Annotated in this window: 23 protein-coding genes and 1 tRNA gene; 19 read left to right on the top strand and 5 right to left on the bottom strand. The window is 66.1% G+C overall.

Annotation, left to right across the window (positions count from 1 at the left end):
- From EV283_RS02280 to EV283_RS02200, 18 genes are all read left to right on the top strand, one after another.
- Entirely contained in the window at positions 1 to 1308 is a 1308-nt protein-coding gene (locus EV283_RS02280; protein WP_130322336.1) for a phage portal protein, read from the top strand.
- The gene (locus EV283_RS02275) at positions 1305 to 2231 is read left to right on the top strand and encodes a S49 family peptidase (protein ID WP_130322334.1); all 927 of its coding nucleotides are present in this window, start codon (positions 1305 to 1307) and stop codon (positions 2229 to 2231) included. The genes EV283_RS02280 and EV283_RS02275 overlap by 4 nt, the downstream gene beginning before the upstream one ends.
- Positions 2232 to 2250: 19 nt before the next feature.
- Positions 2251 to 3567 (top strand): phage major capsid protein, encoded by a 1317-nt coding sequence (locus EV283_RS02270; protein WP_130322332.1) that lies wholly within the window; start codon positions 2251 to 2253, stop codon positions 3565 to 3567.
- 105 nt (positions 3568 to 3672) lie between these two features.
- Positions 3673 to 3807, top strand: coding sequence for a hypothetical protein (locus tag EV283_RS19540; RefSeq protein WP_278044182.1), 135 nt, complete (start codon positions 3673 to 3675; stop codon positions 3805 to 3807).
- A gap of 10 nt (positions 3808 to 3817) precedes the next feature.
- Entirely contained in the window at positions 3818 to 4123 is a 306-nt protein-coding gene (locus EV283_RS02265; protein WP_130322330.1) for a head-tail connector protein, read from the top strand.
- The gene (locus tag EV283_RS02260; protein WP_130322328.1) at positions 4120 to 4470 is read left to right on the top strand and encodes a head-tail adaptor protein; all 351 of its coding nucleotides are present in this window, start codon (positions 4120 to 4122) and stop codon (positions 4468 to 4470) included. The genes EV283_RS02265 and EV283_RS02260 overlap by 4 nt, the downstream gene beginning before the upstream one ends.
- The gene (locus EV283_RS02255; RefSeq protein WP_130322326.1) at positions 4470 to 5000 is read left to right on the top strand and encodes an HK97 gp10 family phage protein; all 531 of its coding nucleotides are present in this window, start codon (positions 4470 to 4472) and stop codon (positions 4998 to 5000) included. The genes EV283_RS02260 and EV283_RS02255 overlap by 1 nt, the downstream gene beginning before the upstream one ends.
- Complete coding sequence (locus EV283_RS02250) at positions 4997 to 5398, top strand: hypothetical protein (protein ID WP_130322324.1); 402 nt, start codon at positions 4997 to 4999, stop codon at positions 5396 to 5398. Before EV283_RS02255 ends, EV283_RS02250 begins: the two co-directional genes overlap by 4 nt.
- Before the next feature lie 11 nt (positions 5399 to 5409).
- Entirely contained in the window at positions 5410 to 5607 is a 198-nt protein-coding gene (locus EV283_RS02245) for a hypothetical protein (RefSeq protein WP_130322322.1), read from the top strand.
- A gap of 66 nt (positions 5608 to 5673) precedes the next feature.
- A complete protein-coding gene (locus EV283_RS02240) occupies positions 5674 to 6123 on the top strand; it encodes a hypothetical protein (RefSeq protein WP_130322320.1) in 450 nt (149 codons plus the stop codon).
- A gap of 142 nt (positions 6124 to 6265) precedes the next feature.
- A complete protein-coding gene (locus tag EV283_RS02235) occupies positions 6266 to 6703 on the top strand; it encodes a hypothetical protein (protein ID WP_130322318.1) in 438 nt (145 codons plus the stop codon).
- A gap of 17 nt (positions 6704 to 6720) precedes the next feature.
- A complete protein-coding gene (locus tag EV283_RS02230) occupies positions 6721 to 7134 on the top strand; it encodes a hypothetical protein (RefSeq protein WP_242615747.1) in 414 nt (137 codons plus the stop codon).
- 18 nt (positions 7135 to 7152) lie between these two features.
- Positions 7153 to 12147: a hypothetical protein gene (locus tag EV283_RS02225; protein ID WP_130322314.1), complete on the top strand. Its 4995-nt coding sequence runs from the start codon at positions 7153 to 7155 to the stop codon at positions 12145 to 12147.
- Positions 12144 to 19091 carry a hypothetical protein gene (locus tag EV283_RS02220; protein ID WP_130322312.1) on the top strand — a complete coding sequence of 2316 codons (6948 nt, stop codon included), beginning with the start codon at positions 12144 to 12146 and terminating at the stop codon, positions 19089 to 19091. Before EV283_RS02225 ends, EV283_RS02220 begins: the two co-directional genes overlap by 4 nt.
- Positions 19092 to 19102: 11 nt before the next feature.
- On the top strand, positions 19103 to 19390 hold the full coding sequence (locus EV283_RS02215; RefSeq protein WP_130322310.1) for a hypothetical protein: 288 nt from the start codon (positions 19103 to 19105) through the stop codon (positions 19388 to 19390).
- 1 nt (position 19391) lies between these two features.
- Positions 19392 to 19805, top strand: a complete 414-nt coding sequence (locus EV283_RS02210; protein WP_130322308.1) for a hypothetical protein — start codon at positions 19392 to 19394, stop codon at positions 19803 to 19805.
- A gap of 39 nt (positions 19806 to 19844) precedes the next feature.
- Positions 19845 to 20093, top strand: coding sequence for a hypothetical protein (locus EV283_RS02205; protein WP_130322306.1), 249 nt, complete (start codon positions 19845 to 19847; stop codon positions 20091 to 20093).
- On the top strand, positions 20083 to 20628 hold the full coding sequence (locus EV283_RS02200) for a lysozyme (protein ID WP_130322304.1): 546 nt from the start codon (positions 20083 to 20085) through the stop codon (positions 20626 to 20628). The genes EV283_RS02205 and EV283_RS02200 overlap by 11 nt, the downstream gene beginning before the upstream one ends.
- 923 nt (positions 20629 to 21551) lie before the next feature.
- Here the strand turns inward: EV283_RS02200 and EV283_RS02195 are convergent.
- Complete coding sequence (locus EV283_RS02195) at positions 21552 to 21836, bottom strand: hypothetical protein (protein ID WP_130322302.1); 285 nt, start codon at positions 21834 to 21836, stop codon at positions 21552 to 21554.
- Between the two features lie 11 nt (positions 21837 to 21847).
- Between EV283_RS02195 and EV283_RS02190 the strand changes: the two genes are divergently transcribed.
- Positions 21848 to 23068, top strand: coding sequence for an integrase arm-type DNA-binding domain-containing protein (locus EV283_RS02190; RefSeq protein ID WP_130322300.1), 1221 nt, complete (start codon positions 21848 to 21850; stop codon positions 23066 to 23068).
- A gap of 212 nt (positions 23069 to 23280) precedes the next feature.
- Here EV283_RS02190 and EV283_RS02185 read toward each other — a convergent pair whose 3' ends face one another.
- The 4 genes from EV283_RS02185 to EV283_RS02170 form a co-directional block, all read right to left on the bottom strand.
- Positions 23281 to 24168, bottom strand: a complete 888-nt coding sequence (locus EV283_RS02185; RefSeq protein ID WP_130322298.1) for a hypothetical protein — start codon at positions 24166 to 24168, stop codon at positions 23281 to 23283.
- A gap of 298 nt (positions 24169 to 24466) precedes the next feature.
- Positions 24467 to 24543 (bottom strand) — tRNA-Arg (locus tag EV283_RS02180).
- Between the two features lie 170 nt (positions 24544 to 24713).
- Positions 24714 to 24974 carry an SWIB/MDM2 domain-containing protein gene (locus EV283_RS02175; RefSeq protein WP_056411383.1) on the bottom strand — a complete coding sequence of 87 codons (261 nt, stop codon included), beginning with the start codon at positions 24972 to 24974 and terminating at the stop codon, positions 24714 to 24716.
- 47 nt (positions 24975 to 25021) lie between these two features.
- The gene (locus tag EV283_RS02170; RefSeq protein WP_130322296.1) at positions 25022 to 25225 is read right to left on the bottom strand and encodes a DUF2945 domain-containing protein; all 204 of its coding nucleotides are present in this window, start codon (positions 25223 to 25225) and stop codon (positions 25022 to 25024) included.
- Between the last annotated feature and the right edge of the window lie 87 nt (positions 25226 to 25312).

Genomic DNA, 25312 nt, shown 5'->3' with positions numbered 1-25312 from the left:
ATGTCGATCAGCGGATATCAGCTGTCGCAACGTGCGGCAGAGGCCGAGGCGCGCCGCAGCGCCGGCACGTCGGTCGTTCCGGCCGCGCCCTCGGTCGAGGCGAGCGCCGACGGCATGAGCGATACCGGCGGCTTCACCTTCCTCAACCTGCTGGGCGGCACGCGCGGCGCGCCGATCGGCGAGCAGGCGGCCATGTCGTCACCGGCGGTGCTGCGCGCGCTCGAGGTGCTGACCGGGCTCTTCGCGATGGCGCCGCTGATCTATTATCGATCGGAAGGGACGGGTAAGGTCCGCGTCGACGACGCGCCGCAGGCGATGATGCTGCGCACGCGCACGAACGACGTGCAGAATGCCTTCCTGTTCAAGGAGGTCATGCTCGGCGACCTGATCATGACCGGGCGCTTCGCCGGTTATATCCACCGGGATCCGCTATACCGCGCCGGGAAGCTGACCCGCGTAAATCCACACGGCGTCACGCCGGCGTCGAGCTGGGACAAGGCCGATGGGCTCGAGGTGTTCTATGACACGCACCTGCCGAACGGCACGTTCGAGCGACTGACGCGCAACGATCTCTGGTACATTCCCGGCTTTTCGCGTGACGGCCTGGTCGGCATCGATCGGCTGAAGATCCTGCAGGATACCTTCGAGGCCGCGGCTGCAACGTCGTCGTTTGCCGCGCGCTTCTGGGAGAACAACGCGCAGCCGTCGACGATCCTGACGTCGAAGGCGAAGATGGAGCCGGGCGACAAGACCAAGCTGAAGACCGATTGGCAGAGCCGCTTTTCGGGTCCGAAGAACGCCGGCCAGGTCGCCGTGCTCGATCAGGAGATGGACGCCAAGTTCCTCGCGCACGACAACGCCAAGAGCCAGTATATCGAGGTCCGCGCTTTCTACGTCGTGGAGATCGCGCGCGCGTTCGGTGTGCCCCCGCATATCGTCTTTGAGCTGAGCCGCGCGACGTTTTCCAACATCGAGCAGCAAAGCCTCGAGCTGATCCTGTATTCGATGATGGGGCATTTCGAGCGTGTCGCCGCAGCCGCAACGCACCAGTTCGCCGAGCCCGGTCACTTCTTCGAATTCCTGCCCGATGCGCTCCTGAAGGGCGACATCAAGAGCCGGTACGAGGCTTACGGCGTCGCGATCGACAAGGGCATCCTCAACCCGAACGAGGTTCGCCGCATGGAGAACCGCAACGATCGCGAGGGCGGCGATGAGTATCGCCTCGGCTCCGGATCGACGGTCGAAGGCGAGGCAAAGCCCGCCGATCGCAAGCTGCCACCCCCCAACCGAAGCGAGGACGACGCATGAGCGATCGTATTCTAGCGGCCATCTGGTCCGTGCCCTGGGCGATCATGCCCGGCTATCTCGAGGCGATCGAGGCCATGGCGACGCGCGCGCTTGATCACCCGGCCGTCCAGGCGGTCGCCGGCGACGGGCATATCGAGCGCCATTCCGAAGCGATCGCGCAGATGGGCGAGCGTGCGGCTGGGACCCGCTCGGCCGCGATCCGCGACGGCGTCGGCGCCCTGCCGATCTTCGGCCCGATCCTGCCGCGAGCAGCGATGCTCTCGCCCTCGGGTGGCGGCGCCGTCGCGCTCGATCACCTGGCGGCCGACTTTCGTGTTCTTCAGGCCGACCCGGCCGTCCGCAAGATCCTGCTGGTCGTCGACAGCCCGGGCGGCGTCACGACCGATATCGCGCAGTTCGCGCGCATGGTTGCGCAGTCCCCCAAGCCCGTTGTCGCGCATGTCACCGGCATGGGCTGCTCGGCGGCTTATTGGATCATCAGCGGCGCTAAGGAGATCTCGATCGACGCGACCGCGATGGTCGGCTCGATCGGCGTCATGATGGGCGGCAGCGTCCAGGAGAACCCCGACCAGGCCGGCCGGCGCGATATCGCGATCGTCAGCAAGAACGCGCCGAACAAGCGCCCCGATCTCAGCACCGAGGAAGGCCGCGCGGTCATCAGCGGCACGATCGACGCGCTTGAGGACGTGTTCATCGCGGCGGTCGCGCGCGGTCGCGGCGTGACCGAAGCGGTCGTGCGCAGTGATTTCGGCCAGGGCGGCATTCTCGCGGGCGGTCCGGCCGTGAAGGCCGGCATGGCCGACCGCGTCGAGGCTGACGGCCTGAACGGCGCGATCAGCCGCCTTGCGACCCGCAACCCCTCCACCCGGCGCACGGCCGCGGAGAATAACCTGAAGCTTGCGCACGCCCGCGCCGGCCTCTGAAACCCCAGGAGACGAACCTATGCGCATCACCGCGCTCAAGATGAGCCTTGCCGGCGTGCTGGCTGCTGCCACGCTGATTACCACGACCGCGACGGCCGATGGCGACCGCGACCTTACCGCCGAGGAGCAGGCAGACTTCGACGCCAAGATGACCGAGGCAGCCGGCCTTCAGACGAAGATCGGTCGCGAGGAGCAGCTGCTCGCGCTCAAGTCGTCGGCAGCGGTGCCGATCACCGTGCCGGGCGGCACGCAGGGCAACCAGCCGGGCACCGTTCCCGCTGCTGCCGCGACGCCGTTGCCCCCCGGTACGATGTTCACCCGCATCACCATGTCGCTTGCCGCGTGCAACATGGATCAGCGCGCCGCTGCCGACCATGCCGAGCAGGTTTGGGGCACAGAGACCGGCCAGATCGTCGCCAACCAGGAGCAGTCGACCAATGTGAAGGGCGGCTTCCTGGTCAACACCGCCTACAGCTCCGATTTCATCGACCTGCTGCGGCCGCGTGTCGTCGTGCGATCGCTCGGCGCGCGCTCGATCCCGATGCCCGATGGCAACCTCACCATGCGCAAGAAGACGAAGGGCACGAACGCCGGCTATGTCGGCGAGCGTCAGCCAGCGCCTACGACCGACGTCGAGGTCGGCACGATGTCGATGTCGGCGAAGACGCTGCGCGCGCTGGTGCCGATCACCAACCAGCTGATCCGCCGCGCCTCGATCGGCGTGGTGCAGATGGTGCGTGACGATCTGCTCGAGGGCGTGGCGGTCAAGGAAGACGCGCAGTTCATCCGCGGCGTCGGCGATGACAACACGCCGAAGGGCGTCGCCAGCCTGATGCCGGTCGGCAACAAGATCGCCGTCAGCGCCGAGACCACGCTGAAGACGGTCACCGCGGATCTCGCCAAGGTGCGTCTGCGCGTCATCAATTCGAACGTGCCGATGATTAGCTGCGGCTGGATCATGACGCCGCGTTCGAAGATGTTCCTCGAGACGCTGCGCGACGGCAACGGCAACATCGCGTTCCCCGAGATCGCCCAGGGCAAGCTCTATGGCTACCCGATCGGCATGACGACTTCGGTACCGGACAACCTCGGCGCCGGCGGCAACGAGTCGGAGATCTACTTCGGCGACTTCTCGCAGCTGCTGATCGGCGACACCGAATCGGTCACGATCGCGAGCTCGGATACCGCGGCCTATGACGACGAGGGCGTCATGCGCTCGGCGTTCTCGAACGATGAGACGGTGATCCGTCTGATCGCCGAGCACGACACCGGCACGCGTTACGCGGTCGCCTTCGCCATGCTCACCGGCGTCACCTGGGCACCCGGCAACGACTGAGCCGGTCCGCGGCCGACCGGTCGCTGATCAATCGACACCTGCAAACGGGCGGCTTCGGTCGCCCGTTTGCGCATCCGGAGAATACGCATGGCGGTAAGATTCCTCATGGCCCACACGCACGGGTCGCTATTCGTGAAGGGCGATATCGCCAAGTTCGACGCCGAGACCGAAAAGGACTTGGTCGAGCGCAAGATCGCCGAGACCTACAAGGCACCCGCCAAGTCGGCACCGGCCGCCTGATATGGTTGACGTGGCGGCGATCGATGGCGGCGTGCTGACGATCGCCGCTGCCCGCAACTTCCTGCGCGTCGGTACCAGTGTCGACGCGCAGGTCCTCGAGCTGCTGCCGGCAGCGCAGGGACGTATCGAGAGCTTTCTTGGCCGCGAGCTGGTCGGCGCGACCGGCTGGCCTGCGGTCGACCAGGTGCCGGCGATCGTCGTGCATTGCGTAAAGCTGGCGCTGTCGGACCTGTACGTGAATCGTGAGGGGCCGCAGCTGACCGACGACCAGCTCCGCCCGATCATCGGCCGGTACATGGCGGTGTCGGTCGCATGATCGTCGTTCGCCCGGGCGAGCTTGAGCATTTCGTGCGGCTCGAGCGCCGGATCGAGAGCACCGACTTCGGCAGTGCCGGCAGCGAGACCTGGCAGCTGGTCGACGAGATCTGGATCGGCATCCGCGATTCACTGCCCAGCCGCGGCGAGCGGACCGAGGGCGGGTTTACGACGTCGACGCGGCCGGCGCGGGTGCGCATGTATTGGCGCGACGACGTCGAGACCGGCATGCGCCTGGTCGAAGGCAGCCGGATCATGCAGATCGTCTCGGGCCCGGCCGAGCTGGGGCGCCGCGGTGGCCTCGAGTTGATGGTCGAGGATTACAACCCGGGTACGGCTGCCGCCTGATGGCGACGAGCCGCGGCGGTGCTGCAGTCCGGCGGCGCATAGCGCAGCTGCCGGCCGAGCTGGAAAGGAAGGTCCTGCGCGGTGCCGCGCGCGCCGGCGGCCGGATCATTCTCGACGATGCGAAGGACCGGTCGATCTCGTCGGACGTCGACGAGGCGCTGGTGATGCGCACCAAGGCGGAAGCCGGCCGCATCACCGTCAAGATCACGATCCGCAAGGGCTGGGGCCGCGCGATCGCCAACTGGCTTGAATACGGCACCGACGCGCATTTCGTCACGATCGCGAAGGACGAGCGCGGCGGGAAGAGCGTTGCCCGGTTCAACGAGACGACCAAGCGGTCGATGATCATCGGCGGGAAGTTCGTCGGGGAAACCGTCTTTCATCCCGGTGCGCGACCGCATCCGTTCCTCCGCCCTGCGCTCGACATCAAGGGCGCCGAGGCGATCGCCGCGGCGCAGAGCTTCATCAACGCGCACGTCACCCGCTCGGGGATCGTCGCCAGCGCCGAACCCGAGGGCGATGACGAATGACCGGTGTCGATATCATTGGTGCGCTGCTGGTCGTCGATCGCGCGGTCACGGACATCGCGCCGGCGGTGCGGATCAAGGCGGGCGCGCTGCCTGACAATGTGGTGTTGCCGGCCTTGCTCGTCCGACTGGTCAGCAGCGTCGAGAGCCAGCCGCTCAAACGCCGCGGCACGATCCGGACGGTCGACCGGGTATCCGTCACGATCCGCGCCACGACCTATGCAGAGCAGACCGCCGCGATCCGCGCGGTCCGCAGCGCTTGTGCAGGTCGTACCGGCGACATCGCCGGCGCCACCAACGCCTCGATCCTGACCGCCGGTACCGGCCCCGATGCGCGCGGCCCCGGCAACAGCTTCGAACAGACCCAAGATTTCCGCGTCAGCTTCGACGCTCCCGCCTGAAGGAGACCACCATGTCCGACACCAAGACCAAGCGCGCCAAGATCGTCCGGGATTTCACTGACGCCGGCACCGAAACGCAGTTCACCGCCGGCGCGACTGTCGAGATGACCGAGGGCGCATTCGCAAACTACCAGGCGTGCGGCCTAGTCGAGCCCGCTGCCGACGAGCCCGCCGCGCCCGCCGCGCCCGCCGGCCGCAAGGCCAGCTAACCAGCCAGCCCGCTCGAGCGGGTTGTTTCAGCCGGCAGCGCCGGCACCCAGCACCAGGAGATCACCATGGGTTCCAATACCGCAGTAGGTTCGTCGCTCGCCGTTTCGGCCGCGACGCCTGCTACCCTCGACGCGGCCGGGTATGGCGCGCTGACGTTCGTCGAGGTCGGCCAGGTCGAGAAGATCGGCGCGATCGGCGCGAGCTTCGCGAAGGTCGAGTTCCAGCCGCTCAAGGGCGCAAAGCAGAAGTTCAAGGGTTCGGCCGATTACGGCGCCCTGACGCCGTCCTACGCGATCGATCCGGCCGATGCCGGCCAGACGCTGCTTCAGACGTCGGCCGACGACGAGAGCCAAAAGCTCTACTCGTTCAAGGTCACCTATCAGGATGGGTCGAAGCGCTTCTTCCAGGGCCGCAACTTCGGCGCGCCTGAGACGACCGACAACGCCGACTCGATGCTGACGGGTGCGCCCACGATCGAGATCTGCACCAAGATCGTCCGCGTCGCCGGCGTCTGATCCTCTTTCCGGCGCCGGTGTTTCTGGCGCCTGATCCCCCCTCCCGGCGCCCGCGACGCCGGCTCTCCCTTATGCATCGACCGGCCTCGCTATCGCGGGCGCGGGGCGGGTCGGTGCACCATCCTCCCGCGAAGGATCCAACATGACCAAGCTTTTGAACATCGCCACGCTCGCCGTTGCCGCGACCGCCTCCGTTCACGTCAAGAACGCTGCCGGTGAGCTGCTGTACGCCGATGCCGAGCGCACGCTGCCCGTCCGCATTCACCTGCATGGCCCTGGCAGCCAGGTCGCCGGCGTCGTCGAAGCCCGCCAGTCGGCCCGCGCGCTCAAGCGCATGCAGGACAATGACGGCAAGATCACCGCGGCATCGCGTGAGGAGCGTATCGCCGAGACGTCCGAGGATCTCGCCGCGCTGACCGCGTCGTTCGAGAATTTCGAATATCCCGCTGCGGACGGCGTCACCGGTGACGCGCTGTTCCGCGCGCTGTACGCCGACCAGTCGCTCGGCTTCGTCACCAAGCAGGTCATGAAGTTCTTCGGTGACTGGGGAAACTTCAGCGCCGCCTCGAAGGCGGCCTGACCCTCTACGTCCGGCAAATGGCGTGGCTGCATGCCACGCCGAAACCGGACGAACGGAGCCGGCGGGGCAAGGCTGAATCGGATGCCCCCCGGCGTAGCCGGATCGATACGCTCAAACGCAAGAAGATCGATCCGCAAATGCCGCCTAACCCGGCGCCGCACATCACCACTTGGCTGATCGAGATCGGCCTGAGTGAGGCGGCCGGCATGGGCGCCGCGCCGCTCAGCTCTCGCGAGATCGCGGCGTGGCAGGACAACACCTGCGTTCGGCTCGAGCCATGGGTCGCGCGGCTGCTGCGCAAGCTGTCGGCCGCGTACCTTGCCGAAGGACGGCGGGCCGAAGCGGAAACCTGCCCGCCGCCATGGCGGGCGCCAGTGACCCAGCGCGAGCTCGAGGTCGCTGAAGCCGAACTGCGCAACGTGCTCGGCTGATCGGGGAGGGATATGCCCATGGACGATTCCTCCCCGGCACTCGAAGTCGGCTTCATCATCGATACCGGCCTTTCCGCAGACGAGCTTTTCCGTCTGCAGGCCACGATGGACTCGACCGAAGCCAAGGTGCTTGCCGACGCCACACGCATCGAGCGGGCAACCCGGGGCATGGTCGACGTTTCGGCCGCGACGTCGAATATTATCGCTTTCGGGAATGCTGCCACGCGCGAGATGGCAGCGAGCCGTCAGGCGATGGCGCAGGTCGAGAAGGCCGGCGAAGCCTTGGTGCGTTCGCTTGAGCGTGAGGCCGCGGCGTATGGCAAGACCCGCGAGCAGCTGCGCGAGGCGCGCGTCGCCGAGCTGGCGCTAGCAGCCACCAAGCAGGGCAACACGGACTTGTCCGCCCGTTTGGTCGCCGCAGAGGCCGCGCTGTACGATAAGCGGTTCGCTGCGACGCGTAAGGCTCGTTTCGAAACCGAGGCGCTCGCCCAGGCGCAGGACCTGGCCGCCAGTCAGGCGGTAGCGGCGGCAGAACAACAGGCGCAGGCATTGCGCTCGGCCGCGTTCGCCCACGATCTTTTCGAATCGGCGGCGCGGCGGGGCATCGCCGCCATGCGCGAAATGGAAGCTGCGGAGAAGGTCGCGGCCGCGACGGCAGAAGCAACGCGGATCCGTGAAGCGGCGCATGCTTACGACCTGTTCGAATCGGCAGCGCGCAAGGGCGCCGCAGCCCAGCGCGAATTTGACGCAGCTCAGGCAGCCGGTGCACGGGAGGACGAGGCGCAGCGCCTCCGGTCGGCCGCCTTTGCGCATGATCAATTCGAAGCCGCAGCGCGTCGCGGTGCCGAGGCTCTACGTGCGGAAGAGACGGCTGCTGCTAGCGATTCTGCGGCTCTCGCTCGCCTGCGCGCCATGATCGATCCGGCCGCGGCCTCACAGAACCGCTTGAACGCTGAGCTGGCGGAAGCCCGGCGCGTGATGACGGCGGCCGGTGCATCGGCGGCCGAGTTGGGCCGCGCTGAGGCCGCGCTGATCGAGCGTAGCAACGTCGCCGCACAACGTCATGACCAGATGGCCGAATCCGCGCGCAGGAGCGGCGGAGCGTTGAAGACCATCGCGGTCCAGCTGCCGGATATTACGCAGGGGCTCCTCACCGGCCAGAAGCCTATGCAGGTGTTCATCCAGCAGGGCGCACAGATCTTCCAGGTCGCACAGATGAGCGAAGGCGGGTTGCGCGGTTTCGGCAAGGAAGTCGGCGCGCTCGCTCTCCGTTTCTCTCCCCTCCTGATCGGCTTTGCAGCGGTCGGCGCGGGGTTCGCCCTGTTCAATCGTTGGGTCAACGACGGCGTAAAGTCGGACCAGCTGACGCGCGACCTCGGGAAAATCACCGGTGGCGCCAACGCAACGAAGCAGGAACTCTTCAAGCTGAAGGACGAGACGGTCACCTGGGCCGACACGTCCAAGGCACTGTTCAGTGTCGTCGGCAAAGATATCTCGGATTACTTCGTCGGTGACATGAAGGGCATGTCTAAGGGCGTGAAGGGCGTTCTCGACGACCTCACCGGTTATATGCGCCAGGCCATGGCGGGCATTTATGCCGGCGTCGCTGGTACCAAAGCCTATCTCGGCGAGATCGAGAAGGGTGGCGTCGTTGGCCTCGGCAAGATGCTGATCGGGCAGGGCGATCCGAAGCTCCTCGAGAAGACTTATGGCGCTGCGTACACCGCGGCCGACCAGTACCTGACCAAGCTCGGCAAGCGGGTGAAGGTGGCGGCGATCGACAATGCGCGCGAGCGCATTGCCAAGTCGATCGGCTACAATAATTTTCCGAAGCCGAAGACCGATAAGCACGCCGATCAGCTGGCGCGCGACGCGGAAGCGACCGAGGCGCAGATCCGCAACCTTTACAAGCTGGCGGAGGCTTACGGCGTGTCCGGTGCTGCGGCGCTGATCGCCGAGGCGCGCGTGAAGGCCGAAAGCAAGGCGATCAAGCAGCAGGCGGATATCGAGGCGGCTGTGAACCGCCAGATCCGGCTCGAGGTCGCGCAGCGTGTCTCGGACTCGGCGAAGTCGGCCGCTTCGCTGCGCGACCAGGCGCGCGTCCAGACCGAGGTCAATACGCTGATCGCTGCCGGCAACGTCCCGGCCGAGCGCGCCGCTGAATTGGTCCAGGACCGTATCGCCGATCTGCCGCTTCTGGCGGCGATCGAGGTGGCGCAGCAGCGCGGACTGAAGGAAGAGGCCGAGAAGGCAACCGCCGCGCTGAAGGCGCAGCAGGACGCTCGCGGTGCTGTTAAGGCAGCGGAGATCGGCACATTCTACGCTGGCGCCGATCAGCAGGCTGATCGCCAGCTTGCTATGCAGCGGGAGGAACTCCGGCTCGTCGGTGCAACGGATATGGCCCGCGCGCAGGCCATGGCGAAGCTGCAAGCCGAGCAAACGCTTCAGGCGAAGGGCTACGAGCTCGGCACCGCGTATGCGAAGACCTACATCGACAAGCAGGTCGAGATCGCGACCGGCGCAGAGACCAACCGGGTTGCGCAGGACGCGTGGAACGCCTCGCTGACGGCGACGGCCGACCTGTTCGATACGATCGACCAGACCGCGCAGAGCGCCGCCCAGGGCATGGCTGACGCCTTCGGCAGCGTCGGCTCGGCGATCGGCGACGCGCTGACCGTGATGACCGGCTATTATGCCGACCAGGCGAAGCTGCAGGAGGCGCACGACGCAGCCATCCGCGCGGCCGGTAAGGATCAGCAGCGGATTGATCGCGAGAACCGGCTGTACTCGCTCCGGTCGTCGTCGCAGCAGATCGGCGCGTTCGGCGATATGGCAGCGGCTGCGAAGGGCTTCTTCAAGGAAGGGTCGCAGGGCTACAAAACCCTCGAAACCGCCGAGAAGGCATTCCGCCTGGTGCAGTTTGCGCTGTCGGGCCGCGCGATCGCGCAGGATGCGATCGAGACCGGTACCAAGATTGCCAACGGCGCTGCGCGCATCGCGGTCGGTGCGACCGAGGCGGTCGTCAATGCGATCAAGAGCCTGCCGTTCCCGCTCAACATCGCTGCCGGCGCCGCGACCGTCGCCGCGCTAGCGTCGATCGGCGTGTCGATCGCCGGGTCGTTCGGTGGCGGCGGCAAGAACACGCTGGCGCCGACCAACTCCGGTACCGGTACGGTTCTCGGCGATACGTCGGCCAAGAGCGACAGCATCAAGAACGCGATCGATGCGCTGAAGGAGGTCGACACCTTGACCAACACCTTCGCGCGCGAAATGTCGGCATCGCTGAAGTCGATCGACAACCAGATCGGTGGCGTCGCCAGCCTGGTCGTGCGCTCCGGTAACATCGACGCGTCGAGCGGCGTGACCGAGGGCTTCAAGGCGAACGCCATCGGATCGGTGCTCAGCAAGATCCCGGTCATTGGCGGGATCCTCGGCGGCCTGTTCGGCTCCAAGACCAGCGTGATCGGCAGCGGTCTGTATGGTGGCGCGCAGTCGGTCGGCGACATCATGAACGGTGGGTTCGATGCGTCGTACTATTCGGACATCGAAAAGAAGAAGAAGCTGTTCGGCCTGACGACCAGCACGAAATACTCGACGCAATACACTGGCGCCGATGCCGGGCTCGAGAATCAGTTCACGCTGATCTTGCGATCGTTCAACGACGCGATCGCGTCGGCGGCCGGCCCGCTCGGCGTTGCCACCGGCGACGTCCAGGCGCGGCTCAACAGCTTCATCGTCGACATCGGCAAGATCAATCTCAAGGGCCTCACCGGCGAGCAGATCCAGGAGAAGCTGTCGGCCGTGTTCGGTGCCGCGGCCGATGGCATGGCAGCGGCAGCCTTCCCGGGGCTCGAGCAATTCCAGAAGGTCGGCGAAGGCGTGTTCGAGACGCTGGTGCGGGTCACGTCGACCGTTGAGGCGGTTGGTGCATCGCTCGACATGCTCGGCACCAGCTCGCAGTCGATGGCGATCGGCGTGAAGTTCGCGCTAGCCGATCAGTTCGACAGCGTCTCGGCGCTGACCGATGCCGCCAGCGCCTATTTCGAGACCTTCTACTCGAAGGAAGAGCAGGCGGCCGCCAAGACCGCGCAGCTGAACGGCGTGTTCGCCAGCCTCGGCACCTCGATGCCGGCGACGCTGTCGGCGTTCCGCCAGCTCGTCGAGGCGCAGGATCTGACGACGTCGGCCGGCCAGTCGGCCTATGCGACGCTGCTGAAGCTCGCGCCGGCGTTTGCGGATCTGCAGGCATCGATGGAAGGTGTGAAGAGCGCGGCCGACATCGCGAGCGAGCGTCAGGATCTGCAGCGCCAGCTGCTCGAGCTGCAGGGCGACACCGCGGCGATCCGTGCGCTCGACCTGGCCAAGCTCGATGCGAGCAACCGCGCGTTGCAGCAGCAGATCTATGCGATCCAGGATGCGCAGGCGGCTGCAACGGCCGCCAAGACGCTGGCGGATGCGTGGACGTCGGTCGGCGACAGCATCATGGACGAGGTGAAGCGGATCCGCGGCCTGACCGACGTCGCCGGCGGCAACAGCTTCGCCAGCCTGCAGGGCCAGTTCAACGCCGCGACCACGGCCGCGCGCGGTGGCGACCAGGATGCGGCGAAGAACCTGCCGGCGCTGAGCCAGGCGCTGCTGACCGCGGCGGCCGAGCAGGCGACCAGCCGGCAGGAGCTGGCGCGCGTCCAGGCGCAGACCGCCGCCAGCCTCGAGGCAACCTATGGCGTCGTCACCGCCCTGGCGAAGGGCAGCACGTCGACGAGCACGGCCGTCACCACCGACGACCTGGCTACGGCGATCAGCGACGCGCAGACGTCGACGTCGCCGACGGCCGCCAACGATGACCTGGTGAGCGAGATTAAATCGCTCCGCGAAGAGGTGACCGCCATGCGGAACGAGAATAATTCCGGCCATGCCGCAACCGCGGGCAGCGCTGGGCGCATCGATCGTCGCCTTGAGGCGGTGACGTCGCTGAGCGGTGGCGATGCGATCAGCGTGGCGAGCGCGGCATGAAGGTCACCACCTCCGCCGGCGACGTGATTGAGCTCGGCCCGATCGAGACGGCGCCGACGATCGGCATCGTCGACTATAGCCGTCGCGTCACCGACGATTACGGCGTCACGACGGTCGTCGAGCGCGCGTTCTCGCGTCGCATGTCCGTGCGCCTGGCTGTGCCGTTCGACGACACCGGCGCGCTTCAGCGCCAGCTTGCCACGTTGCGCGCGACGCCGGCGACGTGGACCGCGGACGACCGGTTCGCCAGCCTGTCGGTGCGCGGCTTCTACAAGGAGTTCGAGGTCGATCATGCGGTACCGCCGCTCAGCTATTGCACGCTGACGGTCGAGGGCCTGGTCGAGACCGCGCCGATCGCCGACGCCGGCGGGGATCCCGCGGTCGCCGGCACGTCGACGCTGCGGCTGCTCCAGCCGGTCAAGATCACGAACGACCAGCTGGTCAGCAGCAGCGTTCCCGAAACCGATGCGGCCGAATGGTCGGCGTCGACGACGTACCCGCTCGGCGCGCGCGTGATGCGCGCCGCGTCGCACCGCGTCTATGAATCGGCGATCGCCGGCAATGTCGGCGACGATCCGATTGCCGCCTCGGGCAAGTGGATCGACGTCGGCCCGACCAACCGCTGGGCGATGTTCGACCAGGCGCTCGGCTCGCTGACGTCGGCCGCGAACGCGATCACCGTCACGCTGACGGCGGCAGCGATCCAGGCGGTGGCATTGCTCGACGTCACCGCGGCGACCGTGCGCCTTCAGGCGACGGGCTATGACCGCACCATTGCCGCCAGCGCCGGCGCAACGACCTTCCTGGATCTCCCGGCCGGCACCACGCGCGTCACCGTGACGATCGCCGGCGGATCCGTGTCGGTCGGCACGCTGCTCGCCGGCAAGCTGGTCGGGCTGGGCGTGACCGAGGGATCGCCGACATCGGGGATTACCGACTATAGCCGCAAGGACGTCGACGACTTCGGCGCGGTGACGATCGTCGAGCGCGCCTGGTCGAAGCGGATGGCGGCGAAGTCGCTCATCACCACCGCGTCGATCGACGTCGTCGCCAACCGGATCGCGGCCGTGCGCGCCGTGCCGTCGCTCTGGATCGGCCTGGACGGGCTCGACAGCCTCACGGTCTATGGCTTCTTCAAGGAATTCTCGATCGAGGTCGGCGAGACGACCAGCAAGCTGTCGCTTTCGATCGAAGGGCTGAGCACGGCGGGCAAGATCGAGCCGCTCGGCGCGCAGGTCAACTGGCCTGACATTGCCGATCCGACCGGCACGAAGCCGGCCGACAATGCCGACGTCACCGGCGAACATACCTCCAAGGATACGAATGCGGTCGGCGGTCGATCGGCGGCCGAGGTTACGGGCGGGATCGATCGCGCGATCACCGGCGTCGCCGACCTGATCAAGACCTATGGCTCGACCGATAGCGCAGCCAAGAGCGCGGACGCCGCATCGGCAGCCGCAACGGCCGCGCAGACCGCGCGCGATCAGAGTTCGGTGGCGCGCGATTCTGCAACCCAGGCACGGACCGCGGCCGGCGATTTTGCCGGGCAGGCCGATACCGCGCGGCGTCTTTCCGAGAATGCCCGCACGCTTGCCGACCAGGCAAATACCGCAGCATCCGCCGCGCGTGATGCAGCCGTGCAGGCTCGGGACGGTGCAGGCACCGCCAATGTCGCGGCGCAGGGCGCGCAGCGTGCCGCTAGCGAGAATGCGGAAGCCGCGCGGGTCAGCGCGACCGGCGCGAGCGGATCGGCCAGCACGGCGAGCGGGCAGGCATCGATCGCCACGCAAAAGGCGGATGCGGCAGGGCAGAGTGCCGCAACCTCGAGCGCGCAGGCCGACATCGCCACGACGAAGGCCGGCCAGGCGTCGACGAGCGCCTCGCGCGCGGCGACCAGCGAGAGCAATGCTGCGGGCTCGGCAAACGCCGCCTCGTCGAGCGCGCAGGTGACCGCATCGGTGCGCGATGCCGCACAGGCCCTGTTTGAAAAGCAGTATCCGCCGACGCTCGATCCCATCGGTCGCACCGCCTATTATTCTTTCGGCGCGATCGCCGGCCCATCGGCCGAATGGCCGCAGCCCTATGCCACGCAGGTACCGGCCAACGGGCTGACCGCGGAATGGACGCACCGCTTCAACAAGCCGATCGAAAAGGTCGTCGGCCGGCGGTATCGGTTCACCGCCTGGGTCTATTCCTACGCCACGAACCTGTTCTTCTTCGCGAGCACCTATGACGGGCCGAACGCTGGATCGGTCAACCGCTGGAACGGCATCAAGGGCACCGCGATCACGCCGGTCAGCCAAGGCTGGAACAAGATCGTCGGCGAGTTCGTCGTCGACGACGGGTTCCAGCCCTTCATCTGGCCGTCGGTCAATATCCAGCCGCAAAACGGTCCGAACAACGGCCAATATCACATCACCGGGATCGTCCTCGAGGACGTCACCAGCGAGGTCGCGGCGCAAGGCTATGCAACCGCCTCGGCAAGCTCGGCGTCGACGGCGTCCGCCAAAGCCGACGCCAGCTCGCAGTCTGCGACGGCAGCCGACACCGCGCGGGCCGCAGCGGCGACCGCCAGTGGCCAGGCCGAGGCATCGCGCAATCAGGCGGCCGCCAGCGCCAGCTCGGCGTCGGGGTCGGCGAACTCGGCAACATCTAGCGCCCAGGTCGCGGCGAGCGCCAAGGATGCCGCCCAGGCGTCCGAGGGCAAGGCGTCCGGCTCTGCCAGCAGCTCGGCGCAGAACGCTTCGAGCGCCTCCGCCAGCAAGGACGCGGCTGCGCAAAGCGCATCGGCATCGCAGACGTCGGCCGCGAACGCTGCGACGAGCTCGGGGCAGGCCGGCACGTATCGCAACGAGGCTGCGCAGTCGCGCACGGACGCGCAAGGTTTCTCGGCCCAGGCTGCATCGAGCGCCGGCGTGTCGAGCAGCTCGCGCGATACGTCACAGGCGATCGTCAACCAGCTGCGCCCCGCGACGCTCGCCCCGATCCAGCGCGACGCCTATATGCTGACCGCACCGCAGGTCACGATCTCGGGCCCGGGTAACGGCTGGCCGCAGGCTTACATAAGCGCCACGCCAGCAAACGCGTTCAATTACGAAGTCTATGTGATGTTCAAGCGGCGCCTGCCGCGCAACGCGGGCAAGCGCTACCGCGTGACAGCCTTCGGTTATTCCTATGCCACCAATGTCGTGTTCTTCCTCGGGCTCTACGGCGCGACCGGCGAGGAGTCATCGACCACTACTGCCGACAAATACTTTGGCACCATGGCGACTAATACGCCCAAGGCGACCGGCTTCTTTCAGCTGTCGGGCGAGTTCAACGTCGACGACAATACGGGCAGCCCGTTCTTCGATCCGCGCATCGTGATAAACACGACGGATGGGAAGGTGAACAACGGCCTGGTGCACACCACCGGGCTCATCGTTGAGGACATCACGCAGGAATATGCCGCTCGGCAGCAGGCGACCGCGTCGGCGACCAGCGCGTCGGCCGCGTCCGCGAGCAAGGATGCCGCTTCGCAAAGCGCGAGCGCGGCACAGACGTCGGCGACCAATGCCGCGACCAGTGCCGGCCAGGCGCTGACCTATCGCAACGACGCGTCGACGTCGGCGAACACTGCGGCCGGATCCGCATCGAGCGCCGCTCAGCAGGCCGGTGTCGCAGTCAGTGCGCGGAACGACACCGCGGCGCTGCATGACGACACCGGTGCGCTGCGCAACAGTGCGGCGGGCTTTGCCAATGCGTCATCGGGTTCGGCGTCCCTTGCCTCGTCGAAGGCGGACGCCAGCGCACAGTCGGCATCGGCCGCGGACGCATCGCGCGCCGCGGCCGTCACCGCCAAGGGGCAGTCGGAGGCATCGCGCGACCAGGCGGCCGCCAGCGCCAGCACCGCATCAGGCTCGGCAAATTCGGCGTCCTCGAGCGCCAATGTCAGCGCGTCCGCGCGCGACGTCGCGATCATCAACACGGCGCTCTCGGGGCAATCCACCTTTGAACAGGGCGGGCTCTACTGGCAGGACGATTGGACGGGCGCACCTGATGCGCGCACCGATCGCGCCAATACGTCGAAGAGCTACCGGGTCGAAAACACGCGGCCGGTCTGCACGATCGCGCCGAATGTGCGCGTGCACCTTTGCCCGAAGCAGGCCTTTCCGAACACCGCCGGTCGGACCTACCGCGTTGAGATCGTCGGCTACCCGACCGAGGCTGCGGGCGGGCAGATCTGCCTCGACATGATCGGCTTCAATGCCGACTATGCCGGCGCGGGGCTGAACCTGACGGGCGAATATGGCCGCCCGGTGCAAACGCCGCTGACCAGCTACAAGCTCGACTATACCTGCGATGGAAGCCGCGCGCTGCTGCGGCCGCGGTTGGTCTGCTATGACGATCGCCGGGGCAGCTTCAACGTCGTGTCGTTCACGATCGAGGACGTGACCAGCGAGAAGGCCGCGGGCAACTCCGCCACGGCCGCCTCGACGTCGGCGGCCTCGGCCGCGGCATCGAACGACCAGGCGGGGCAGAAAGCCAGTGCCGCAAACCAGAGCGCGACCAACGCTGCGACCAGCGCCGGCAATGCCAGCACGTCGGCAGGGCAGGCCGCGACCAGCGCGTCGACCGCAGCCGGCTCGGCCAATTCGGCGACCTCGAGCGCGAACCTTGCCGCCAGCGCCCAGAGCGGCGCCGTAGGAGCCCTGCAATCGCTGCGACCGACCTCGCTCGCGCCCGACGCGCGCAGCGCCTGGTCCTACAACGGCAAGATCGTTGGTCCCGATAGCAACTGGCCGACGCCGTATCTCACGCAGGTCGACTCCGGGCAGCAGAACTTCGAGAGCTATGTGCGGCCGAACAAGCCGCTGCCGAACGTACCCGGCCGTACCTATCGCCTGACCGCCTATGTCTTTTCCTATGGGACCAACGTGCGCTTCTCACTGGCCGGCTATGACGGTCCGAATGAGGCGACGATCAACGGTTTCATGGGCTTTGCGGCTGGCGCCGAGCAGTCCGTTACGCCGCAGTCGACGGGCTTCCGCAAGATCACTGGCGAGCTGACGGTCAGCGAGGCCAACCAGGCGTGCATCTGGCCGAGCGTCGTCATCAACTGCGACGGTGGACCGAACAACGGGGCCTATCATTGCGGCGTTCTCGAGATCGTCGATATCACCTCGGAGAAAGCCGCGCAGGGTGCCGCCAACGCGTCTGCGTCGAGCGCCTCCGCTGCGCAGGCGTCGTCGACGAGCGCCGGTCAATCGGCCTCCTCGGCGACGCAAAGCGCGAACACCGCCACCACGGCAAACGGGCAGGCGCAGCAGGCGGCATCGGCGGCTCAAGGCTCTGCCGCGGCAGCCAACGCCAGCGAGGCGTCGGCGCGCACCTTCTCGACGATCGCCTCGAGCTATTCGGCCAACTCGAGCAATAAGAACGACAAGTTTGCCGCATGGCCGGACGGCGCTGCCAATCCTGATTCCTGGAGCACATGGGTTGCCGAGGGGAATTACCGTACCGCACGCCAGGCCGGGATCGGCAGCCAGTATGCCATCCAGACACTGAACGACACGCAGGATGCGGCAAGCGGGTTTGTGCAGAGCGTTCCGGTGTACGACGGCTATTGGATGATCGAAGCGACGGTCCGCCTCGACGCGAACGTCTGGGTCGGCGCCGGCGTCACGCTGTCCGGGGTGCCCGGCCTCAGCCTCAGCTTCTCGACCGAGGTCGACAGCAACCAGGTGATCCGCGCCGATGGGCAGGGGATCACGCGCAGCTGGTCCAAGATGGTCAAGATCAGCGGGCAGACCACGTTGAGCCTGCACGGCATGCATGGCTGGGGCGGCTTCGGCGTCGGTATCGCCGCCAAATATCTGACGTGGTTTCGTCTGAGCCTGCGGCCGGCCAATGCCCAGGAGATCGCAGCCGGTCGCGCGCTCGATCTCGCCAACGCCAACACGGCCGCGATCTCGCAGGAGGCCAGCACCCGAGCGGCGGCAGATAGTGCCGCCGCAATCACCGTGCAGAACCTCACCGCGCGGGCCAGCGGCCTTGAGGGACGTATGACGACGACCGAGGGCGTCGCGGCCGATGCCGCGCGGAAGGTGTCGTCCGCCTGGTCGGAAAAGACGGCGAGCGTTCCTGGCGCCACGGCCGCGCTGATCTTGCGGGCATTGAACGACAACGGCGTTGCGACTTCGGACGTCGCGCTGGTGGCGTCGCAGATCGCGCTGCTCAACGTTGCCAACGGCAAGGTCATCCCGGCGCTCGCGGTACGCGACGGCAACATCTACATCGCCAACGACCTGATCGGCGGCGCCGGCCGGATCGTCATGAAGTCGGCAACGCACATGAAGGTGATCGGTACGGGGTTCGGATCGAGCAACCAGTTCGTCGAGTGGTTCGGCCCGGTGAAGAACAGCCTGGCGGAATGCACCGAGGCGCAAGCGATCTCCTATCAGCGCACTGACGGGCAGGAATATCGCGGCGGCCTGGTCGGCGAGGGCCAGCTGCGCAGTCAGAAGACGACGTTCGACACCGGCTTGTCACAGGTGGCGATCGGGCCCTTCGTGACCAACGGCAAGCAACGGTTCTTCGTCGTCAGCATGTCGTTCCAGAGCAGCGGTACCCGCACGTCGAGCTATCAGGACAGCGGCGCGGCCACTGCCAGTTTCATCCTGGAACGCCTCAAGTCGGATGGCACCTGGACGTCGCTCGGCACGGGGCAGCTCGGCGGATACCGCTACGAAAGCGGCAACAACGGCTATGCCAGCGCCAGCGAGCCGGCGACTTTTACGAAGAGCGCAACCGGCACGATCCAGATCACCGACACGACGGGCGGCACCGATCCGATCCAGCTGCGCACCCGCATCACCGCCATCAATACCCCCGGCGTGACGGGTACCGCCCCACGCGCCGACCAGGTCACGCAGATCCTCCAAATCACCAGCTACGAACCGTGAAGGAAAAAGACATGGCTGACGCACAGAACGACATGGTCATCACCTCTGACGAGCAGGCGGCTGCAATGGAGCGCGCTGCTGCGGCATACCGTGCCGAGAAGGCCGCGGCGGAAAAGGCGGCTCGCGACGACAAGCTCGCACCGCTGCGCGCGATTGTGAATGGCGACGGCTATGCGGCCGTCGTCGACGGGCTGGCCGCGATCGTGCGCGCCGGCACGTTCGCGGACGACGCCTCGATCGACGTCCACCTGCGCGCCGTCGCGCAGATCATGCCGAACCTGAAGTCGGCGGTAGCCTGAGGTGAGCCGCAACCGTGACCGCGAGGGCCTCGACCTGAACGACATCGCGTCGCTCATTGCCGCTACTCGCCCGCCTACCGCCCATGTTGAGGAACGCGGACTGGCAAAACACGCAGCGACGATCGTCGTCGCGATCATCCTGGCGCTATGCCTTTGGGTCGGCGCCAGCGTCAGCTCGCTCGGCACGATCGTGACGCGCATGTCGGCCAATGTCGACGCGCTGCAAAAGGGTATTGCCGACCTCCAGGCGAGCCAGGGTTCGGCATCGCTCCAGCTGTCCGATACCAAAGCGACCAATGCGCGCCAGGACGCCCGCGCAGATGCCATGGAAGCCGACGTCGTTCGTGTGAAGGAACGCGTCCGGATGCTCGAAGGCCAGCGGCCAATTCATATTCCGGCGCCGAACGCCGAGTAGTCCGCCGGCGGCCGGCTGCCGCCATCTCCGGAGAATATCATGAACCTGATTCCGAACTGGCGCCATGCGTGGCGCCTGGCGTCGGTGCGCGTCGCCGCGATCGGCGCGATTGCAACCTCCGCTGCGGCCGCTTCGCCCGATACCGCGCTGTCGATCTGGCAGTCGTTGCCCGAGGAGCTCCGGGCGATCGTGCCGGGCCCGGTCAGCCGGTGGGTAACGCCGGCGCTCTTCGTCGCGACGCTCGTCGCACGGATCCTCAAGAAACGGGATGCTACCGATGGCGAATAAGAAAACGCTCGCCAGCGTGATCGGCTCGGTCGTCGCGGCCGCGGCGCTGTTCGTCTCGATCCCGGCTGAGGAGAGCGGCCGCAAGGTTGAGGCGACCGTGCAGAAGGACGGCTCGATTGCGGTCCGCCACATAGCCGGTCGCCAGTATCTGAAGGCGTATCTCGACATCGTGAAGGTGCCGACCGCGTGTGACGGGGTCACGAAGGGCGTTCGGATGGGCATGACCTTCACGGAAGCGCAGTGCAATGCGAAGCTCGAGGAGGAGCTGATCGCGCACGCCGAGCCGATCATCAAGTGCATCCCCAAGCTCTACGGCCGATCGAACCAGACAATCGCGGCGGTCGGCCTTGCGTACAACATCGGTACGGCCGGCGTCTGCGGATCGAGCATCGCGAAGCTTTGGAATGCCGGCCAATGGCGCGCGGGCTGCGAACGCTTCCCCTTGTTCGTGAAAGCCGGCGGGCGGGTAGTCGCCGGTTTAGTGAAGCGCCGCGAGCGTGAGCGGGTAATCTGCCTGAAGGGGTTGCCCGCGTGATTCTGGCCGTGGCATAGCTCGGGCGCTGCTCCGAGCATAGGTTAGCTGATCATCCGCAACAGGTCTGCGCGATCAGCTTAGTGCTTTGACTCGGAAAACCCCGCCATCTTCGTGCTTTCGGGTATGAAGGGGCGGGGTATCGCCTACCTAAAATCGGGGTACATGCCCCGCCGAAACTCGCGGAAATGCGTCGTTGCGGCGGAGGGTTTCTCCGCCGCGGCAATGTCTCATCTTGGTGGCTAGCTGCCGTCCGTGAACAGTGGCTTGTCGGCAGAGAAAGGAACCATGCTTCGGGGTTCAGCTCCCTCTGACCTACGCTGATACTCTTCTGCCATATCTGCGTGGATTTTGCGTATCGCCGGGTCTGATGCTTCGGAAGCCGATATGCGTTCCGTCGCGGCACGTCGAGCAAAGTAGGCGCGGTCCTGGGCATCGAACATGGTAACCTCCTAACACCCAAATTTCACCATTGCGGTCAGTCTGTTGTCAAGAGGCCCTCCGGAGCGGGCATTCTGGCCGCTTTTGGGCGAAAGCCGCCGGGGTATCGACCGGTCAAATCGGAGGTATCGTCGCGGTTAGAACCGGCAGGATAGCGTCACTGCGGCGGAGGGAACCTCCGCCGTCATCAAGCTTTGGCCTGTTTCGGATTAATCGGGCGAAGCAGATCCATAATTTCGTGTAAACGAGCAGCGACGAGCTCCATTTCTAACCTATCGGCTTCTACGGCACCGCTCTCAAGGATACTTAAAAGCTTGGCTGCTCGTGACAAAGGCGTTCTTTCCATCAGCGCTTCTCACTGTTTACACTTGATCCGTCGACAACCGTTATGGGTCGTCAAAATACAACCTGTGTTAAACTGAGCCACAATTACGGGTCGACCACCTATCGCCGAGTTGGCCGGTGCGAGCGGCGAAGCGTTCGACTCAATGCAAGCTAGTAGAGCGTTTGTCGTCGTCGACCGCAGAGCTCAAGGCGTCCAGCATGAGCGGAAGCACTCGCTTCATCTCTGAGATTAGAGCGGCGTCAGCGCGATCCTGGCTATGCGGCGATCCGCTCATGATCATGGCGATGGGGTGATCGCCGCTATCATCGGCGTCGATATAGATCGTGCCATCAACTTCCGCGACAGCCCAATCGCCGGGCGTAGCTGCGCTCAATAGATCCCGCAGGCGCTTGATTTGCGGTCCTAACTTTTTCCTGTCTACCATCGGAGCCTCCTATGCTGACCAACGCCGCGGTGAAAGCCGCGCGGCCGCGCGCGGCCGCCTACAAGCTGTTCGACCAGGGCGGCCTGCACCTCTACGTCGCGCCGACAGGCCGGAAGTCTTTCCGGATGAAGTTCCGCCTCGGCGGGAAGGAGCAGCTGCTGACGATCGGCGCGGTGCCCGAGGTGACGCTCGATGCCGCCCGGGCCCGGTGCAACCAGGCGCGCGAGCAGCTCGGCCGCGGCGAGGATCCCCGGACCTGCGATGTTGCGCAGATCGGCAAGGCTCGTGCTTTCGAGCACGTCGCGCGCCAGTGGCACACCCACATGCGCCCGCGTTGGACGGAAGTGCATGCCGGCGACGTCCTCGGCAGCCTAGAGCGTGACGTGTTCCCGGCGATCGGCGCGATGCCGATCGGCGCCGTCACCGTGCCCGTGATTCTGAACGCGCTGCGCGTCATCGAGGAGCGCGGCAGCCTGGTCACCACCGGTCGCGTACGTCAGCGAATCTCGGCCGTGTTTGCCTATGCGATGGCGGAGGACCTGGTCGACCAAGATCCGGCGGCGATCGTCAGCCGCGCGCTCACCCCGCCCGCGCCGGCACAGCATCATCCCGCGTTGCTCGAGATCGAGGACGCGCGCGCGCTGCTCGCCGCGGCCGAGCTGGTCGACGTCGCTCCGGTGGTGAAACGTGCGTCGCGATTCCTGGCATTGACCGCGGTCCGTTTCGCCGCGGTACGCGGCGCACGCTGGGAGGAGATCGAGGATCTCGACGGCGCCGCGCCGCTTTGGCGGGTACCGGCCGCGCGGATGAAGCTGGCGGCAGCAAAGAAGCTCGATGCGAAGAATGATCATTTGGTGCCGCTGTCGCGCCAGACGGTCGAGCTGCTGCGCGAATTACGCGGGGATATGCATCAGGGCGGCGAGAATATGTATCAGCGCGATGCAAATATGCATGATCTGATCTTCGATTGCGGCGGGGGGCGGATGATCGGCGAGAAGTCGATTGGCGCCCTCTACGATCGCGCGGGGTTCGAGGGGCGGCATGTCCCGCACGGCTGGAGGGCGTCGTTCTCCACGATGATGAACGAGAAAGGGGCAGACGGCGCCGATATCGAGCGGGCTCTGGCGCATACGCCGAAGGACAAGGTCAAAGCGGCGTATGATCGAAGCGCTCGCCTTCAGCGACTGCGCGACCTGTTCCAGGAGTGGGCGGATCTGTTGGTCGACATTTGATCAGCGCCGCATACGCAACGCAAGAAAAGAACAACGGCTTTCGTTCACTCCCCCCTCGACAGCCCGGGGCGGCGCAAGCCGCCACGTTCCGACAGCCGGGTCTTGGCGGTCGGGTCTTTGAGCCATGCCGTTTCGGCTTTGGGGGAGAACAAATTTACGCCGGCTTCGCGTTCAGCGAAGACGTTCCTTGTTCATTATAAACCTAGAAGCTTTCATACTCGGGCACGATGTCCGTCTGAAGCAAGAAGGGAGGCGCCGAAGCCGGCAATAGTGCGGCGAAGTTCAGCGACGTCCTTTGACGGAGCGGGCTGCACGGCCTGCTCAGGCTTGGCAGCGGCCTTGGTGATCCCGAACCGCAGGCGCCGTCGATCGCGCAACTGGACGAAGCGCTGGTAGACCCGTTCGGCCATCCGCTTCTTCAGGTCGAGAAAATACGCGTGGCTGGTTTGCATCCGCTGCTTCACCGCGGGATCGCTCCGCCGCGACTTCGTAGTGCTGCGGCTGATCCAGGCGAGCAGGCCGTGATGCCCGAGGCGGCGCAACGCGCGACCGACGCTCTTCTCACAGCACCGCGCGGCGTGCGCGATCTTCGCCCAGGACGGAAACCAACGTCCCGAGCCCGCGAAGCACAGGAAGTTGAAAACCGCCTCGTACACCGCAACGTCAGTTCGGGTGATCCCAAGCGAATGCTTCTCGAGGTCCGCCTTTATCGCGGCCAGCGCGATCCGGATAGCGGCGGGGCGGCCGATCGGACGATCGGCGGCGGGGCGGCCCATCAATTCCTCCAGCTCAGCTGATAGCATCTTACGATCATGCTTGAGCTTCTGCTTCGTGCCCCGTGGAAATTCCGCGGCATGTTCCGCCTGCAACTCCTTCGCTACCGCCACCAGGGACTCGACGGTCGAGATCCTTTCAGCGGTCGACCCGAATCGGTTGCGCTCCCACGGTTGCGCTGCTGGCGCTGCCTCATCGACGCAGCCGCGGCGAACCTGCGCGTCGGGTCCGCGATCGCGGACTGATCCGTCCGCAGCTTTGGCGATGGTGCCTGCGATCTGGCCGAAGCCCCGCAGCGTAGGTGTGGAAGAGAAGGTAAGCGACATCGTGTCGGCTCCCGATGGGAAGTCGATGGGCGCACGAAAGCGCCAGCTGAATCGGTGTTCTCAGCCGCGCGGACGTGTTTTGGGGTGGTGGTGCGCCCGTCAGAACGGGCGCTGGAGCCTCATCGGGCTGGCCATCGGAGGGCGGAGCACGCGCGACCCGACGGCGCCGTGCTGTGGCACGACGGCGGAACGGGCGGAGAACAGAATGTGCCGCCGACTGTGTCGGGGCGAACCGTGGCTTGTCGCGCGTTTCGCGCTTTGCGTAGGACCAGTTTTTGGCGGAAATCCGCGGAAAAGCTGGTGCCCCCGGCGAGATTTGAACACGCGGCCTACGGTTTAGGAAACCGTCGCTCTATCCGGCTGAGCTACGGGGGCATCGGGTCGCGCAATACCGCGGTCGTTGGCGACTATCAAGCGTGGGGCAAGCTTGGGGATCGCGCGGACGTTAAACCGGGCGCGAGTTGGTCAGGGTCGGATCGACCCGGTATCAAGGGCGGCGGGTATCGCGTGAATCCCCGCCGCCGCTTGTCGTGCAGTGCCGGCGGTTAGGCCTTGACGTGCTGCGAGATGTACTTGTTCATCTCGAACATCGTGCACTTGTCACGCCCGAAGACCTTCTTCAGCTTCTCGTCCGCGAGGATCTCGCGCTTGTTCTCAGGGTTCTGGAGGTTGTTGGCCTTGATGTAGACCCACACCTTGCTGATCACTTCGCTGCGCGGCAGCTTGTCGTTGCCGACGATCTCGCCGAGCTCGGGAGAGGGCTGAACGGGGGCGTGGATGCCGCCGGTCTTGGGAGCTGTAGCCATAAGCATTCCTTCCTGTTGCGCGCGTGCGTTTGGCACTGCGCGCGTGGTCACGCCTTGGAGAGCGCGTCCGCCTTGTGCGCTGCCTTGCCGCCCTTGTCACTCTTTACGATGAACTGCGGCTCCTCCTTGGAGGCCTTGACGGTGTGGCCCTTGATCGTCGTGTCGCTGGTCTGTTTCTTTTCGACGGTGCCGTGCGCTTCGCCGCCGTGCGATTTCCAGGTCACCTCGTCGCCCTTCTTTGGATCCTTCATCGTCGCATCTCCTTGATTTGCAACGATCAACCGCGGGACTGCGTGATTGGTTGCATCGGCGGCGGGTTGCGAAGGGGCGAGCCGCGG

Source organism: Sphingomonas sp. BK036 (assembly GCF_004216825.1).
Lineage (GTDB): Bacteria > Pseudomonadota > Alphaproteobacteria > Sphingomonadales > Sphingomonadaceae > Sphingomonas.
Note: the sequence above shows the minus strand (reverse complement) of the source record. Positions and strands in the feature narration are given on the sequence as shown.

Bases quoted from the DNA above. Each gene is read 5' to 3' on its own strand.
- EV283_RS02280 (WP_130322336.1), top strand. From the start codon at position 1: ATGTCGATCAGCGGATATCAGCTGTCGCAACGTGCGGCAGAGGCCGAG.
- EV283_RS02275 (WP_130322334.1), top strand. From the start codon at position 1,305: ATGAGCGATCGTATTCTAGCGGCCATCTGGTCCGTGCCCTGGGCGATC.
- EV283_RS02270 (WP_130322332.1), top strand. From the start codon at position 2,251: ATGCGCATCACCGCGCTCAAGATGAGCCTTGCCGGCGTGCTGGCTGCT.
- EV283_RS19540 (WP_278044182.1), top strand. From the start codon at position 3,673: ATGGCCCACACGCACGGGTCGCTATTCGTGAAGGGCGATATCGCCAAG.
- EV283_RS02260 (WP_130322328.1), top strand. From the start codon at position 4,120: ATGATCGTCGTTCGCCCGGGCGAGCTTGAGCATTTCGTGCGGCTCGAG.
- EV283_RS02255 (WP_130322326.1), top strand. From the start codon at position 4,470: ATGGCGACGAGCCGCGGCGGTGCTGCAGTCCGGCGGCGCATAGCGCAG.
- EV283_RS02250 (WP_130322324.1), top strand. From the start codon at position 4,997: ATGACCGGTGTCGATATCATTGGTGCGCTGCTGGTCGTCGATCGCGCG.
- EV283_RS02245 (WP_130322322.1), top strand. From the start codon at position 5,410: ATGTCCGACACCAAGACCAAGCGCGCCAAGATCGTCCGGGATTTCACT.
- EV283_RS02240 (WP_130322320.1), top strand. From the start codon at position 5,674: ATGGGTTCCAATACCGCAGTAGGTTCGTCGCTCGCCGTTTCGGCCGCG.
- EV283_RS02235 (WP_130322318.1), top strand. From the start codon at position 6,266: ATGACCAAGCTTTTGAACATCGCCACGCTCGCCGTTGCCGCGACCGCC.
- EV283_RS02230 (WP_242615747.1), top strand. From the start codon at position 6,721: ATGGCGTGGCTGCATGCCACGCCGAAACCGGACGAACGGAGCCGGCGG.
- EV283_RS02225 (WP_130322314.1), top strand. From the start codon at position 7,153: ATGGACGATTCCTCCCCGGCACTCGAAGTCGGCTTCATCATCGATACC.
- EV283_RS02220 (WP_130322312.1), top strand. From the start codon at position 12,144: ATGAAGGTCACCACCTCCGCCGGCGACGTGATTGAGCTCGGCCCGATC.
- EV283_RS02215 (WP_130322310.1), top strand. From the start codon at position 19,103: ATGGCTGACGCACAGAACGACATGGTCATCACCTCTGACGAGCAGGCG.
- EV283_RS02205 (WP_130322306.1), top strand. From the start codon at position 19,845: ATGAACCTGATTCCGAACTGGCGCCATGCGTGGCGCCTGGCGTCGGTG.
- EV283_RS02200 (WP_130322304.1), top strand. From the start codon at position 20,083: ATGGCGAATAAGAAAACGCTCGCCAGCGTGATCGGCTCGGTCGTCGCG.
- EV283_RS02195 (WP_130322302.1), bottom strand. From the start codon at position 21,836: ATGGTAGACAGGAAAAAGTTAGGACCGCAAATCAAGCGCCTGCGGGAT.
- EV283_RS02190 (WP_130322300.1), top strand. From the start codon at position 21,848: ATGCTGACCAACGCCGCGGTGAAAGCCGCGCGGCCGCGCGCGGCCGCC.
- EV283_RS02185 (WP_130322298.1), bottom strand. From the start codon at position 24,168: ATGTCGCTTACCTTCTCTTCCACACCTACGCTGCGGGGCTTCGGCCAG.
- EV283_RS02175 (WP_056411383.1), bottom strand. From the start codon at position 24,974: ATGGCTACAGCTCCCAAGACCGGCGGCATCCACGCCCCCGTTCAGCCC.
- EV283_RS02170 (WP_130322296.1), bottom strand. From the start codon at position 25,225: ATGAAGGATCCAAAGAAGGGCGACGAGGTGACCTGGAAATCGCACGGC.